10 protein-coding genes are annotated in these 15,713 nt (G+C 66.5%); 1 reads left to right on the top strand and 9 read right to left on the bottom strand.

Features of this window, described 5'->3' with window-relative positions; translation table 11 throughout:
* Window positions 1-31: 31 nt before the first annotated feature.
* From kynU to ASE90_RS00445, 3 genes are read right to left on the bottom strand one after another with little or no spacing between them, the layout of a single operon-like run.
* Entirely contained in the window at window positions 32-1,258 is a 1,227-nt protein-coding gene (gene kynU, locus ASE90_RS00455) for a kynureninase (protein WP_082449250.1), read from the bottom strand.
* Window positions 1,255-2,079: a tryptophan 2,3-dioxygenase gene (locus ASE90_RS00450; protein ID WP_055994503.1), complete on the bottom strand. Its 825-nt coding sequence runs from the start codon at window positions 2,077-2,079 to the stop codon at window positions 1,255-1,257. The genes kynU and ASE90_RS00450 overlap by 4 nt, the downstream gene beginning before the upstream one ends.
* Window positions 2,079-3,425, bottom strand: a complete 1,347-nt coding sequence (locus tag ASE90_RS00445) for a dicarboxylate/amino acid:cation symporter (RefSeq protein ID WP_055994501.1) — start codon at window positions 3,423-3,425, stop codon at window positions 2,079-2,081. The genes ASE90_RS00450 and ASE90_RS00445 overlap by 1 nt, the downstream gene beginning before the upstream one ends.
* A gap of 108 nt (window positions 3,426-3,533) precedes the next feature.
* Between ASE90_RS00445 and alaS the strand changes: the two genes are divergently transcribed.
* On the top strand, window positions 3,534-6,194 hold the full coding sequence (gene alaS, locus ASE90_RS00440) for an alanine--tRNA ligase (RefSeq protein WP_055994498.1): 2,661 nt from the start codon (window positions 3,534-3,536) through the stop codon (window positions 6,192-6,194).
* A gap of 253 nt (window positions 6,195-6,447) precedes the next feature.
* Here the strand turns inward: alaS and ASE90_RS00435 are convergent, their stop codons facing one another.
* The 6 genes from ASE90_RS00435 to ASE90_RS00410 form a co-directional block, all read right to left on the bottom strand.
* Window positions 6,448-7,560, bottom strand: coding sequence for a glycoside hydrolase family 105 protein (locus tag ASE90_RS00435; RefSeq protein WP_055994495.1), 1,113 nt, complete (start codon window positions 7,558-7,560; stop codon window positions 6,448-6,450).
* Between the two features lie 133 nt (window positions 7,561-7,693).
* Window positions 7,694-10,693: a glycoside hydrolase family 35 protein gene (locus tag ASE90_RS00430; protein WP_082449472.1), complete on the bottom strand. Its 3,000-nt coding sequence runs from the start codon at window positions 10,691-10,693 to the stop codon at window positions 7,694-7,696.
* A gap of 5 nt (window positions 10,694-10,698) precedes the next feature.
* A complete protein-coding gene (locus tag ASE90_RS00425) occupies window positions 10,699-11,013 on the bottom strand; it encodes an L-rhamnose mutarotase (RefSeq protein ID WP_055994493.1) in 315 nt (104 codons plus the stop codon).
* Window positions 11,014-11,079: 66 nt separating this feature from the next.
* The gene (locus tag ASE90_RS00420) at window positions 11,080-12,552 is read right to left on the bottom strand and encodes a glycoside hydrolase family 28 protein (protein WP_055994491.1); all 1,473 of its coding nucleotides are present in this window, start codon (window positions 12,550-12,552) and stop codon (window positions 11,080-11,082) included.
* Window positions 12,553-12,566: 14 nt separating this feature from the next.
* Window positions 12,567-13,766, bottom strand: a complete 1,200-nt coding sequence (locus ASE90_RS00415) for a rhamnogalacturonan acetylesterase (protein ID WP_235531602.1) — start codon at window positions 13,764-13,766, stop codon at window positions 12,567-12,569.
* Window positions 13,763-15,649 carry a rhamnogalacturonan lyase gene (locus ASE90_RS00410; protein ID WP_235531601.1) on the bottom strand — a complete coding sequence of 629 codons (1,887 nt, stop codon included), beginning with the start codon at window positions 15,647-15,649 and terminating at the stop codon, window positions 13,763-13,765. Before ASE90_RS00410 ends, ASE90_RS00415 begins: the two co-directional genes overlap by 4 nt.
* Window positions 15,650-15,713: the final 64 nt, after the last annotated feature.

Raw genomic sequence — 15,713 nt, 5'->3', positions numbered from 1 at the left:
CCACCAACCGCCCCGTTCCCAATTCGTTCCGTCAGGTGACCGCGTTGCGCGCATGATAATGCGGCCGGTCCCAACTGCCGTCGCGCAGCAGGTCGGCCAGCACCGCCACCGCCCGCCACAGATCGGCAAACCCGATATAGAGCGGCGCGAAACCCAGCCGCAGCACGTCCGGCGCACGAAAGTCGCCGATGACCCCGCGATCGATCAGCGCCTGACAGATCGCATAGGCTTGGCGGTGCCGGAACGAGACATGGCTCCCCCGCGACCCGGCATCGCGCGGCGACACCAGCGCCATCTCCGGACACTGTGCCTCGACCAGCGCGATACACGCATCCCCCAGCGCCCGCCCCTTGGCGAACAGCGCCGCGCGATCGACGCCCTCGAACTGTGCAATTCCTTCCTCCAGCGCGGCGATGCCCAGGATCGGCGGCGTTCCGCACTGGAACCGGCCGATGTCCGCCGCCGGGGCATAGTCGTCGCCGAACTCGAACGGCGCGGCATGGCCGAACCAACCCGACAGCGGCGATCGCAACACCGCGTGATGCCGCTGCGCGACATACAGGAATGCCGGCGCACCCGGCCCACCGTTCAGATATTTATAGCCGCACCCGACCGCCAGATCGGCATTGCAGCCGTTCAGATCGATCGGGACCGCGCCCACGCTATGGCTCAGATCCCATAGCACCAGCGCCCCCTTCGCCTGCGCCGCCGCCGTGATCGCGCGCATGTCGAGCATCGCGCCGCTCTTGTAATGGACATGCGTCAACAGCACGACCGCGACATCGTCGTCGATCGCATCGACGATATCGGCCACCGCCACCGTCCTCACCCGCCCGTCGCCGACGCTCCACGCCGCCCCATCGGCCATATACAGGTCGGTCGGAAAATTGCCTGGCTCGGACAGGATCGTCCGCCTGCCGCCCTGCGCCTTCACCGCCGCCACCAGCAATTTGTAGAGATTGGCCGAGGTCGAATCGGCGACCACCACCTCATGGGGTTGCGCGCCGATGAATGGCGCGATCTTCGCGCCGACCCGCCGCCCCGCACCGACCCAGTCATGCGCGTTCCAGCTGCGGATCAGCCCGTTGCCCCACTCCTCGACCGCCACCGCCTGCAACCGTGCCGGGGTCGACCGGGGCAGCGCGCCCAGCGAATTGCCGTCGAGATAGATCACCCCTTCGGGCAACGCGAACCGATCGCGAAACCCGCCCAACGGATCGGCGGCATCCAGCGCCTCCGCTTCCGCCAGCGACCTCACAACGCCACCCGCACGGCCAGCAATTCGGGAAAGAACACCTCGTCGATCACCTTCGCCAGATAGGGGACGCCCGCCGTCCCGCCGGTGCCGCGTTTGAAGCCGATGATGCGTTCGATCGTCTTCAGATGCCCGAACCGCCACAGCTGGACGCGATATTCGAGGTCGACCAGCTTCTCGGCCAGTTCGTACAGATCCCACCACCGATCGGGATCGCGATACACCGCTTGCCACGCCGCCTCGACCACGGGCGATGCCATATAAGGTTGGGTGAAATCGCGCTCCAGCCGGTCCGCCGGAATATCGAATCCCCGCCGCGCCAGCATCCGCAGCGCCTCGTCATACAGGCTGGTCCGCGCCAATGCCTCGGTCAGCACCGCCTGCGCCGGCGCGTCGCCGTCATGCGCCGCCAGCATCCCCGCCTTCTTGGCGCCCAGCATATATTCGAGCAGCCGGTACTGGATCGACTGGAACCCCGAACTGCCGCCCAATTGCCCACGCATCGCCGAATAATCGGCAGGCGTGATCGTCGCCAGCACTTCCCAGCTCTGGATCAGCTGCTGTTGCACGCGGGCGACGCGCGCCATCATCTTGAACGCGATGCCCGGCCGGTCGGCGATCAGCGCCTGCCGCGCTGCCTCCAGCTCGTGCAGGCACAGCTTGATCCACAGCTCCGACGCCTGATGGATGACGATGAACAGCAACTCGTCATGGGTATCGGATAGCGGCGTCTGACACGTCAGCAACGTGTCGAGCCGCAGATAGCTGGTATAGGTCGGCCCACGCTCCGGCGGGGCGGGCCGATCCGCCTCGCGGCTTTCCATCAGTGCCCGGCGGGCGGTGGCCCGCCCATGTCACGGAAACTGTCGGGAAGGTCGCTGCGTGGATGCCCCGACGGCGTCGGCAGCGGTTCGATCACCGGCGATTCGGGCGTGTCGAACCCACCCTCCCACTTCGCGATGACGCTGGCGGCGATCGCATTGCCGACGACATTGGTCGCGGTGCGCCCCATGTCGAGGAAATGGTCGATGGCGAGGATCAGCAACAGTCCGGCTTCGGGGATATTGAACATGCCCAGCGTCGCGGCGATCACCACCAAGCTGGCGCGCGGCACCCCGGCAATCCCCTTCGACGTGATCATCAACACCAGCAGCATCAGGAACATCTGTCCCCAGCTGAGATCGATGCCATAGGCCTGCGCGATGAAGATCGACGCGAACGTCATGTACATCATCGACCCGTCGAGGTTGAACGAATAGCCGAGCGGCAGCACGAAGCTGGCGATGCGCGGCGGCACCCCGAACCGGTCGAGCGCCTCCAGCGTGCGCGGATAGGCCGCTTCCGACGATGCGGTCGAAAAGCCCAGCAGGATTGGGTCGCGCAGATAGCGCAGCAGCATCTTCACGCGCGGGCCGATGATCGCAAAGGCAATGCCGATCAGCACCGTCCACAGTGCGGCGAGGCCCAGATAGAAGCTGCCCATGAAATAGGCGAGGTCGCCGATGATTCCCGGCCCCCGCTCGGCCAGCGTTGCCGTCACCGCCGCGAACACCGCGAACGGGGCGAAGCGCATGACGTAATCGGTGACCTGCAACATCACCGCGACAAGGCCCTCCAGCGCGCGGACCAGCGGCTTGCCCTTGTCGCCGACGGCGGTCAGCGCGACGCCTATGAACAGCGAAAAGATGACGATCTGCAAAATCTCGTTGGTCGCCATCGCCTCGATACCCGAAGCGGGGAAGATATGGCCAACGAACTTCACGAAATCGAACGCCGGCTTGTCGACGCCGGACGCGGCGCTGACCGGCGGAACCGGCAGGCCCAGACCCACGCCCGGCTGCAACAGATTGACCAGCAACAGCCCGAGCATCAGCGAGATGAAGCTCGCCATCACGAACCAACCGAACGAGCGGAGGCCGACGCGACCCAGCGACGAACTGTCGCCCATATGCGCGATGCCGACGACCAGCGTCGAAAACACCAGCGGCGCGATGATCATCTTGATGAGCCGCAGGAACACGGTGGTCACGGCGGACAGGTAATAGGCGATATTCTTCAGCGTCGCGGTGCCGGCACCGCCGCCATCGTCCAGCGCGGCGTTCAGCGCCCAGCCGAGCACGAGGCCGCCCACCAGCGCGATAAGAATGAAAGTCGTAAGCCGCTTGGCCATGCGTCGTCCCTGATCGTTTGCGTGGGAAAGGACGGGAATGTTTCGTCCGGGTCAACCCCGTGCTTGTCTCACCTTGGCAAGTGGCGCGTGCCTGCGTATCGAACCGAAATGACCTCGACCAACGATGTTCGCCGCTCGTTCCTCGATTTTTTCGAGAAGGCGGGCCACGCCCGCGTAGCTTCCGCGCCGCTCGTTCCGCAGAACGACCCGACGCTGATGTTCGTCAACGCCGGCATGGTGCCGTTCAAGAACGTGTTCACCGGCCTCGAAACGCGGCCCTATGTGACGGCCACGTCGTCGCAGAAATGCGTGCGCGCCGGCGGCAAGCATAACGACCTCGACAATGTCGGCTATACCGCGCGGCACCACACCTTCTTCGAAATGCTCGGCAATTTCTCGTTCGGCGATTATTTCAAGGAACAGGCGATCCTGAACGCGTGGACGCTGCTGACCCGCGACTGGGGGCTTTCCCCGGACAAGCTGACCGCGACCGTCTATCACACCGACGACGAAGCGTTCGACCTGTGGAAGAAGATCGCCGGCCTGCCCGATCACCGGATCATCCGCATCCCGACCAAGGATAATTTCTGGGCGATGGGCGACAGCGGCCCGTGCGGACCGTGTTCGGAAATCTTCTACGATCACGGCGACCATATCCCCGGCGGTCCTCCCGGCAGCCCGGATGAGGACGGCGACCGCTTCGTCGAGATCTGGAACCTCGTGTTCATGCAGTTCGAGCAGGACGCGAACGAGATCGTCGGCGACCTGCCCAAGAAGTCGATCGACACCGGCATGGGGCTGGAGCGGATCGCGGCGGTGATGCAGGGCGTGTCGGACAATTACGACACCGACACCTTCAAGGCGCTGATCGCCGCATCCTGCGAACTGACCGGCACCCGGGCGGAAGGGGAGATGCAGGCCAGCCACCGCGTCATCGCCGACCATTTGCGCGCGTCGGGCTTCCTGATCGCCGACGGCGTGCTGCCTGCCGCCGACGGGCGCGGCTATGTCCTGCGCCGCATCATGCGCCGCGCGATGCGCCACGCGCATCTGCTGGGGGCCAAGGACCCGTTGATGCATCGGCTGGTCGGCTCGCTCGTGTCGGAAATGGGCGCGGCCTATCCCGAACTGGTCCGCGCGCAGCCGCTGATCGAAGCGACGCTGCAGCAGGAAGAAACCCAGTTCCGCCGTACCCTCGACAAGGGGCTGAAGCTCCTCGACGAAGCGACCGCCGGCATGGCCGATGGCGCGACGCTGGCCGGTGAGACCGCGTTCAAGCTCTACGACACGTTCGGTTTCCCCTATGACCTGACCGAGGATGCCCTGCGCGCGCAGGGCTATGCCGTCGACCGCGCCGGGTTCGATGCGGCGATGGCCGAACAGAAGCGCGCCGCCCGCGCCGCATGGAAGGGTTCGGGGGCCAAGGCATCCGACGAAATCTGGTTCGATGTCCTCGAAACCGCCGGTCCGACCGAATTCATCGGCTACTCGGTGGAGGCTGGCGAGGGACAGGTCGTCGCCATCGTGCGCGACGGGGCGCGCGTCGAATCGGCAGCGACCGGTGACGAGGTGCTGGTCCTGACCAACCAGACGCCCTTCTACGCCGAAAGCGGCGGTCAGGTCGGCGATGCCGGCACCATGGCGACCGATGCGGGGTTCAAGGCGACCGTCACCGACACCGCCAAACAATTGGGCAAGCTCCACGCCCATGTCGCGACGATCGAGGCGGGTACGCTCAAGGTCGGCGACAGCGTCGCGCTGACCATCGACCATGCCCGCCGCGCGCAGATCCGCGCCAACCACTCGGCGACGCACCTGCTGCACGAGGCGCTGCGCGAGCGGCTCGGCACCCACGTCGCGCAGAAGGGATCGATGGTCGCGCCCGAGCGGCTGCGCTTCGACTTCTCGCAACCCTCGCCGATCGCGGCGGATGCGCTCGCGCTGGTCGAGGCCGACGTCAACGCACAGGTGCGCGGCAATGGTGGCGTCACCACCCGACTAATGACCCCCGACGATGCGATAGCGATGGGCGCGATGGCGCTGTTCGGCGAGAAGTACGGCGACGAGGTCCGTGTCGTCTCGATGGGGCAGGACGCCGACGGCACCTATTCGATCGAACTGTGCGGCGGGACGCACGTCAATGCGCTGGGCGAGATCGGCCTGTTCAAGATCGTGTCTGAAGGCGCGGTGTCGTCGGGCGTCCGCCGGGTCGAGGGGCTGACCGGCGAAGCCGCGCGGCAATGGCTCGGCAGCCGCGACGCGAAGCTGCGCGAAGCCGCCGCCGCACTGAAGGCGACCCCCGACGAAGTGCCGGCGCGCGTCGCGCAGCTGGTCGAGGATCGCCGCCGGCTAGAGCGCGAACTGGCCGAAGCGAAGAAGGCGTTGGCCCTGTCGGGAGCAAGTGGGGGTGGCGGCGCGGGGGCGGCACCCGCCGGTCCCGAACAGGTCGGCGACATCGCGTTCCTGGGACAGGTCATCGACGGGTTGGAGGCGAAGGCGCTGCGCGGCACGATCGACGAAGCCCGCACCCGCGTGCCATCGGGCGTCGTGGCGCTGGTCGCGGTGAATGACGGTCGCGCCTCGGTCGGCGTCGGGGTGTCGAGCGATCTGGTCGGCCGGGTCAGCGCGGTCGATCTGGTGAAAGCAGCGGTCGCGGCACTGGGCGGGCAGGGCGGCGGTGGCCGTCCCGACATGGCGCAGGGCGGTGGCCCCGACGGGTCGAAGAGTGCCGAAGCGATCGACGCGATCAAGGCGCTGCTGGCGGGCTGACGCCAGCCACAAACGGTATCGTACCCCGGCGGAGGCCGGGGTCCAGTTAGGAAGGCCCCTGCGAGATGCGGCCAGCCTCACCCAACTGGACCCGACCTCCGCCGGGGTACTTCGTTCGTAAGGGTAAGGGCCGAGCCTCCCCAAAACGTATCCCCGCGCAGGCGGGGATCCAGAGCCAAGCAGCGCACCGCCCGTAACTCTGGACCCCCGCCTCCGCGGGGGTACGCTCCCTACCGGGAGGCGGCCGGACGCCTCAAATATAGGTCCGCAAAAACTCCGCCAGCGCACATACCGCCAGACTTTGCCCGTACGGCATCGAGGTCAGCGCAATATCCTTGTAGAATTGCTGCGTATCCCCCATCGCCGTCCCGAAGCTCACCTGCTTCAACTCGCCGGTCGCATCGATATTGGCCAGCACGCCGCGCACCGCCTTGATCCCGACCGCCTCATAGTGGCGCGGCAGATACCCCTTCCGGACCGCCTTCAGGATGCCATAGGCGAACCCCGCCGCCGCCGACGCTTCCAGATAGCTGGTCGGATCGACGATCAGCGTGTGCCACAACCCGCTCTCGTCCTGCGTCTCGGCCAGCGTCTTCACCTGCGCCGCCAGCGTATCGATCAGGAAGGTACGGAACGCATCGCCGACCGGCAGGTCGAGAATCTCGATGATCTCCGGAATCGCGATCGTGACCCAGCAATTGCCCCGCGCCCACAGCGCTTCGGCGAAATTGTGCCGCCCGTTAAAGTCCCAGCCGTGGAACCACAGCCCGGTCTTTTTATCGAACAGATATTTGATATGCACGAGGAACTGGCGCTTCGCCTCCTCGACATAGTGTGGCCGGCCCAGCAACAGCCCGATCTTGGCCAGCGGCAACACGCTCATCATCAGCGTGTCGTCCCACATCTCACCCGGGTTTTCGTCGTTATAGACGATGTGCTGGAACCCGCCCTCTTCGGTCTTGGGCAATCCGTCCGGGGCCATCAGCCATTCCGCCCACGTATCCAGATAGGGGATATAGCGCGGGTCCGGCTCATGCTCGTACAGATAGGCGAGTGTGATGAACGGCGCGACGGTGTTGATGTTCTTGGTCGGGGTGCCTTCGGCAAAGCGATCCTCGAACCATTGCTTGATGATCGCCAGCGCCGCCTTGTCGCCGGTCTGCTCGTAATAGCGCCACATGCCGAACAGGCCGACGCCATGCGTCCATTCCCACCCGGCCCAGCCCTTGGTGTCGATGATCCGCCCGTCGTCGAGGTGGAGCAGGAACTCGCCGGTCTCGTCCTTGATATTGACCAGATTGTCCATCAGCAGCGCGATGGCGTCGGTCACCTGTTGGCGGGGAATGTCGTGGGTCAGCGCGGCCATGATTGCTCCGGATGAAAGGTTGTTTCGTTGAAAATTCGGTGTGCTCCCGCGCAGGCGGGAGCCCAGGGCCACGAGCGTGCCGCCTGCGGCTCTGGACCCCCGCCTGCGCGGGGGTACGGAAAGGGGTGGGGGGTCACTTCGTCAGCACCGTCGGTGCATCGACCATCCGCACCGGCACCCCGCCGCGAACGTTGCGCATTGTCACCAGCCGCACCTGTTCCAGCGCGTTGCCCGGCGCCCCATCGCTGGTGACGGCAAGCGACAGCACGTTGCGCCCGCGATGGTTCAGCACCCCTTCGGGCACGACGAAGGTTCGCTGCGGCCCGACATGGGCGATGAACTGCCCCATATGCCAGCCATTGACGAACACCAGCACCCGGTAATCGACCGGGGACCGGGGAAGCGAGGCATCGCCGAACGACGCCCCGATGGTCGCGTCCTGCCCCTTCGGAACGTTCAGGTCGAAACGGGTCCGATACCAGCTGGTCCCCGCCGGCGCGGTGGTCGCCGGCAGCGACACCTTCGCCCAGCGCGCATCGTCGAACCCGGGCAGGTGCCATCCCATCCGCTCGCCATATTGCCCGCCATTGTTCGGAACGCCGCGCGCCGGATCGACGATATCCTCGCCGCCCTGCCGCCCCTGTATCTTCCACGCGACGGGAATTGCGAACGACCGGCCGGCCTGTTTCTCGACCGATGCCGAGACCAGCCCGCGCGCTTCCTTATGGAAATCGTCGGCGTCGAGGTCCCAGTTATGGCCGTTGTTCCGCAGCATCACCGACAGCACATGCTCGCCCGGCGTCCGTGCCGCATCGGGCAGGGCGATCGTCGACGTCCCCGTCGTGATCGGTCGCGGCAACCCGCCGGGCAGTTCGTCCTGCCCGATCAGCTTCCCGTCGAGGAAGACCTGCACCATTCCCGACCCGCCGGCCCCGTAATAGAGCCGCAGCCGCTCGGCATCCGCCGTCCCGGTAAAGCGCCCGCGATACCACACGTCGCCCTCATGAAAGCCATAGGCGTCCATCAGCATGTTGGGCTGCCCGTCGGGCCGCGCGGTGATGCTGGCATAGCCGCGATTGTCGATCGCCTGCCATTGACGGTCGTCGAAGCCCGGTTCCGCCTCGGGCGTGCCGGGTGCCATCCGCCAATCGGCCAGCACCGGCAGCGTCACCGCCACCGGACCGGGCAGGGCGCTACGGGCAACGACGCTCCCCGCACTCCCGACACCGGTCGCGACCCGCACGCCATTCCACGTCACCGACCGGGCGACCTTGGGTGCCCAGACCTCCAGCGGTGTCGCGTCCTTCGTGTCGCCGGTCAGCGCCAATGCCGACCCGCGCAGCGTCGCCGACCGCACCAGCGCCGGTCCGCGCACCAGCACGTCGCCAGACTTCCAGAACTTCGCGACCTCGGCCTCATCGCCGATCAGCAGCGTCATCGGCGGCCGTCCGCCCCCCGACACCTGCACCCGCGCCAAAGCGCCATGGGCATAATCGAGCCGCAAATCGCCCGTCGCCGCATCGAACGCCGACCGGACGTCGCCCGCTACGACGCGAACGGTCGGCGCGCTGCTATAGCGCAGCACCGTCGTGCCCGCCTCCTGCGCCCGCCCGTACAGCAAGATCACATCGCCGCCATCGATCCGCAGGTGCGACTGCAATTCCGACGTCGCATAGACCAGCCGTTGCCCGCCCAGATTGACGCCCGCGACCAGCCACTTCGCATCGAACCCGTTCAGCCGCATCTCCGGCAGCGCATAGCGCCCGTCGGGCAGGTCGGCGGTGATGGTGAAGCGGTCGTCGCTCAGTTTGTTCGACGGACTGTGCGTAACCAGCAAGAAGCGCGCATCGGTCTCGGGCGACTTGTTGTGATAGACCTGAATGTTCGGCGAAGAGATCGTTACCGGCCCCGCCGGCACCATCCCCGCCAGATCGGGCACCGCCGCGATCATGCCCGCCAGCGCCTTCAACTCCTCGGCCTTTTCGCGCACTTCGCGCGTCTCGCTGAACGCCGCGCCATAGTCATAGCTGGTGAAGACCACCGGTGCCGGCAACCAGCCCCAGCTCGTGCCGCCGAACCCCATATAGAAGCTCTGGATGGCGATGCCGTTGGCCAGATTGGTGCCATAGAACACCCGCTGGAACCGCTTTCCCCGCTGGCGGGCATTGCATTCATACCCGCCGTTCGATCCCCAATAATCGAACCAGCCGCCGCCGAACTCCGCCGCGAACCCCGGCGTGTTCGGGCTGGCCGAAGCGCCGCCGCGCGCCCCGCCGGGACCGTAAAAGCCCCAGTCGGGCGCCGCCGACCCGCGCGTCACCTTGCCACCGACGGTGCAGGTACCGCCGGGATAGCCGTCGAACGCATACAGGTCGGGCGAACCCTCGACCGTCTTCGCCACGTTCGACCCGCGCGGTACCCAATATCCGTTGCGGCCCTGATCGTTGTGGAACAGCGGCACGGTGATTCCGTCCGCCCGCGCCTTGGCGTACAGGTGATCCATATACCGCCCCTGTGCCGGGGTGGTCAGCGCCAGTTCGTTTTCGATCTGGTGCAGGATCACGGTGCCGCCCTTTTCTCCCTTCGGGCCGCCATTGATCTGGTGGCGGGCAATGATCGGGTTGATCTGCGACAGCCATTCGTCGGCGGCGGCAAGGTAATCGGGATCGTCGGTCCGCGCCCGCGCCCGCTGGTTCTGCAACCATCCGGGAAAGCCGCCGCGCGTCAGTTCGGCATTCACATACGGCCCGGCGCGGGTGATGACGTACAGCCCTTCCTCCGCCGCCATGGTCAGCAGCCGGTCGATATCGCGGATGCCGCTGAAGTCGTACTGCCCACGCTTCGGGCTGTGGAACCCCCAGTCGAAATAGAAGGCGACGGTGTTGAACCCGCTCGCCTTCATCTTCTGCAACACGTCGCGCCACAGATCGGGGGAGGGCAGGCGGAACGCATGAACCTCGGCCGACCAGATGGTGAGCCGCTTGCCATCGATCATCAGCGACCGCGCATCATACGACACGCGCCCGAATTTCTTGACCGGCGCGGCCAGATTGGCGGTGGGCTTCGCGGTTTGCGCCACCGCCGGCGTCAACATCGACGCGGCAACGCCACACAGGAGCAGGCTACGGAACATGCCGGTCATGCCATGTGGAACATGGGGGTGAGCGACCATTCGAGCGGGCGGTTGTCGGCCTGCGTGTCCATCAGCGGCGCCATCGACTCCCACCACCGCTGCATGACCGGATGCTGGGGCAGGGTATCGCGCCGGTTATCCTTGGCCAGTTCCAGCGTCGCGAACAGCGCGCCGGTCTCTTCGTCGAGGAAGATCCAGTAATCCGAAATCCCCGCCTCGCGCAGCAGCGCCGACAATTCGGGCCAGATCGCGTCGTGGCGCGCACGATACTCGGCGGCCATCCCCGGCTTCAACTGCATCCGAAACGCGTGGCGCGCCATCGGCCCCTCCTGTATGTTCACTATGTGAACGTTATATTCAAAATATAGAATGGCGGATGATTCGGGTCAATCGCTACGTGTCACCTTCGTCAACTTCGCCCCTTCGACATCCTCCAGCCCGATCGCCGCCCGTCCGTCGCCCGCCGTGGTCAGGTCGAGTCCCTCGACGCGCAGCCCCCGCACATGCCGGCACCACAGCCCCCATGTCGGCGTCGGCCCGAACATGCTCGGCTCGGGATAGGCGTCGGCCAGCTCCGGCGGCATCGCCACCGGCCGCCCCCCGCCCAGATAGGAAAGGCTGATATCGCGGAGGGTTACGTCTTCGATCCGGTGCCCCGGCAACCCCGCCAGCGTCGCCGCGAACCGGTGGTCGATCCCCGTCGCCCGCAGCCCTTCGACCGTCACCCCCCGGATCGCGCCGACCCCGGTCCCTGCCGGCCCCCGCCGCCGGTCGCCGATCCGCAGGAACAGCGGTGCGGTGGTGACCTCGGTCATGGTCAGGTCGCGGACCACCACGTCCTCGATCACCCCGCCATCGACCGTCTCCAGCGCCAGCCCCCTCGACCGCTCGAACCGGCATCGTTCGATCCGGATTCGCCGAAACCCGCCATTGCTCTCGGTGCCCAGCTTGATCCGCCCGGTCACCCGATCGCGGTCGGGCGCCAGCTGCTGCGTCCGCCCCCGCGTGCCGTCGATCAGCGTTCCCGGATCATAGCCCGACACTATGCAGTCGCGCACCGTCACGTCGCTGCACGCGATCGCCCGCCCCAGCGCAAAACTGCTCTTCAAAACAATGGCATCGTCGTTGGGCGTGTTGACCCGGCACCGCTCGACCAGCACGTCCTGCACGCCGTCGAGGTCGATCCCGTCACGATTGGTATCGATGGTCAGGTCGCGCAGCACCATGCCGCTGCAGCCGGTGGCAAGGATCGCGAAATGCCCGCCGCGCGCGATCGTCAGCCCCTCGATCCGCACGTCCTGCGCATCGACCAGCGCGATTGCCTTGTTGCCCAGCCCGTTCATCCGCGCCGCATCGGGTTCCAGCCGCGCAATCTCTTCCGCCGTCATCTGCCGCATCGACAGCGGCCGCTCACCCGCCTGCTTGCGCCAGCGCGCACCCGGCCCGTCGCGGGTCAGCCCTTCGCCATCGATCGTCCCCGGCCCGAGGATCGCGACGCGCTTCACGCCGTCGCCGACGATCAGGCTGTTGTGCCAATGGCTATGCCCGAAATCCTGATACAACTGCTCGCCGCGATCCTCGGGCAGTGCATAGCGCCCGGCGTCGCGATCGGGATCGGCCGCGACGATCACTGCGCCCCGCTCCAGCACCAGCGTCACGTCGCTGGCCAATCGCACCGTAAAGCACCGGTATCGCCCTGCCGGAACGACGACCGTCCCGCCACCCGCCGCCGCATCGATCGCGCGCTGCATCGCCGCCGTATCGAGCGTGCGTCCATCGCCCGTCGCCCCGAACGCCCGCACGTCGAACCGCCGCGCGGCGTGGGCGGGAAAGGGCAGGGCGAGCATCCCCAGCAACATGGCGCGCCGGTCGATCAATTGCCGTCCGGCCGCACGTCGCTGCGCGCGACACTCGGGACGATCGCCACCGCGTCGGGCAAGGGCGGTCGCGCCGGGTCGAACCGTGCCGATGTCACATGCGCCGCCATGCCGGGCAGGGTCCGGATGCCCTCCGCAACCGCCCGCGCCAGCAGCCACGCCCCATAATTATCATGGTGCGTCCGGTCCGCCCCGCCATCGTTGAACGCCTGCGGACTGACCGCCGGACCCAGCGCTTCGTAGATCGCGATGCTGGCTGCGTTCAGATCGATCACGGCCACCCCCTCTTCGGCACCGACCGCCCGGACCGCCGCCGGATAGTCGCCGAGCGACGGCTGTATCCGTCCCGCGGCATCGAAATTGCGTCGTTCGGGACTGGTGACCAGCACCGGTATCGCGCCACGCCGTCGGGCCTCGGCGATATAGGCCTTCAGATAGGCACGATAGGTCGTTCCCGCCTCGACATAGGTCTGCGGCCACTGCACCTTCTGATCGTTATGGCCGAACTGGATCAACAGCCAGTCGCCCTTGCCGATCGTCGCCAGCACCTTGTCGAGCCGCAACTCAATCAGGAACGATTTGAGCGTCTCACCGGATTCGGCATGATTGGCCACCGCCACTTGCCCATCGAGAAAGGCGGGCAGCATCTGCCCCCAACTTGCGGCCGGTTCGGATGGCTGATCGGTGACGGTCGAATCTCCGACAAGGTACAGCGTCGGCACCGCGGCTGGTTCGATCCGCACGGTATGGACGGCCACGTCACCCAGCAGTTCCAGCGTCAACCGATCGTCCCACGTCGGGCTGCCAGCCTCGCGCGGCTTCAGGCGTACCGTGGTACCGCCGGGCGCGTTGGCCGGCGGCGGCGTCAGCGCTGCCGTTCGCGTATTGACGACGAAGCTGCGTTCCAGCCGCTGCCCGGCGCGGGTTGGCACGCGGTCCAGCATCAACCGTCGCGCCTCCGCCTTGACCGTCGTCGTCGCTGCCCGTTTGTCGCCGATGGTCAGCGTAACCCGCCAATTCCCCTCCGGCACTGCTACCGAGAACCGCCGTCCGCCATCGGGTTCATACCCATAGCCGTCACGATAGGTCCGATCGCGCTCGACCCGGATCTCTGCGCCCCTTGGCGTGGCATCGTCGAGCCGGTAGGTCACGGGCACCGCCTGTCCGGCGAGCAGCATCGCCAACGCGGCGATCACTTCGGGGCGACCAACGGGTGCGGCGGCTGGTTATAGGCGGTGTTCTGCCACGCGATGCCCAACCGATAGATCGGATCGTGCATCAACGTCGCCCGCCGGATCGTGGTCGGGAAGGGGGTGGCGTAGATCCGCAGCTCGCGATTATCCTCGCTGCGCAGGATCACTTCCTCGCGCCAGTCGCCGAGAATATCCGCCGACAGCGCGGGCGTCGATTTCGTGCCGTTGTTCGACGTCGCCCCTTCGGCGATCATCAGCGGCACCTCGGTTCCCGCCTGCCAATCCCATTTCGTGATCCGGTTGCGATCGAGCAATTCGCGCAACGCATCGCCATCCCACCAGATCGCGAAATTGGCGACCTTCGGCTTCGCACCGGGGATGATCTGCCCCTTGGCGGTGTACAGGTGCGGCGTACTGGAATTCCAGTTCTCCTCACCCGGATAGCGCGGGTCGATATCGGCCGACAGCCCGCGTCCGGTGTCCTTGGTCGCGGGTGTTGTCCACAGGATTTCGCCGGTCCGCGCGTCGAGCATGGCCGATCCGATCCCGCCATTACGCGGCACCTCTTCATGCACGCCGAACTTCTCCAGCCCCGGTCGGGTCGGATCGAGATCGCCGACATGCATCGTGTCGCCATGCCCCAACCCTGCGCTCCACAGCCCCTTGCCATCGTCGTCGATCGCCATCGACCCATAGATGATCTCGTCGCGACCATCGCCGTCGACATCCGCGACGGATAGATTGTGGTTGCCCTGTCCACCGAACTTCGCGTTGCCGGGGGCGGCGCTGTCGAACAGCCAACGCTGCGTCAGCTTGCCGTCGCGCCAATCCCATGCGGCGACCGTTGATCTGGCGTAATAGCCACGCCCGAAAATGCCGCTGGGCCGCTTGCCGTCGAGATAGGCGACGCCTGCCAGAAACCGGTCGGACCGGTTGCCATAGCCATCACCCCATAGTGCCTGCAGCCCCGCAGGCGTGTCGCTGCCGCGGGGTGGGGCATAGGGCTGCGTCGCCAGCGCGCGTCCGGTCGTCCCCTCGAACACGGTCAGATATTCGGGCCCGGACAGGATGCGCCCCTGTACCCGCGCGACCTTCCGCCCGTCGGGCAGGGTCGTGGCACCGGTCCGGTCGGCTTGCGGTAGCTCGCCGTCCTTCGCCCGCCAGTCTGCGTTCGCGTCGCCGAGGACGCGGCCGGTACCGTCGATCGTGCCGTCACCGGTCTTGACCATGATCTCGGCCCGGCCATCGCCGTCGAAGTCGTACACCATGAACTGCGTATAATGCGCGCCCGATCGGATGTTGCGCCCAAGGTCGATCCGCCACAGCCGCTTGCCGTCCAGCGTATAGGCGTCGAGCAACGTTTCCCCGCTATAGCCGCCAAAGGCGTTGTCCCTGGAAATGGTCGGGTCCCATTTCAGAACAATCTCGTAGCGTCCGTCGCCATCCAGATCGCCGACGCTGGCGTCGTTCGCGGCATAGCCATAGCGTTCACCCGTCGGGGTCACCCGTTCGCCCGGCGTGTCGAGCGGGATCGACCAATAGCCCTTGGCCCATACCGCCGCGGTCGCCGGCGGTTCACGCCCGCCGATCGATTCGAGACGATAGCGGGCAGCGGGAGTCCCGCTGCGGTCGTGCACGCTCGAAGCGCCGGTTACACGGGCCGCGATCACCTTGCCGTCCCGCAGCAATCGGAACGCTGCACCCGGCCGATCGGTGGCAAGCAGTCGCCACGACACGTGATTGCCGCCGCCCGTCGCCGGGACCGCGACCAGTCCTCTGTCGAGTCGTTCGTATTGCCGCGAGGGTGTTGCGGCCGTCGCCGGCGACACGGCGACGGCGCCCGACGCCACCTGCACCGCCAGCATGACCAAGATCGATCCGCGCATAACCCACTCTCCCGCTACCCATATTGTCTCACCATATGGACACAAATATCATATTGCGAAGATT

The sequence above is a fragment of the Sphingomonas sp. Leaf67 genome (assembly GCF_001421965.1).
GTDB lineage: Bacteria > Pseudomonadota > Alphaproteobacteria > Sphingomonadales > Sphingomonadaceae > Sphingomonas.
This window is presented reverse-complemented; position numbering and strand designations above follow the sequence as displayed.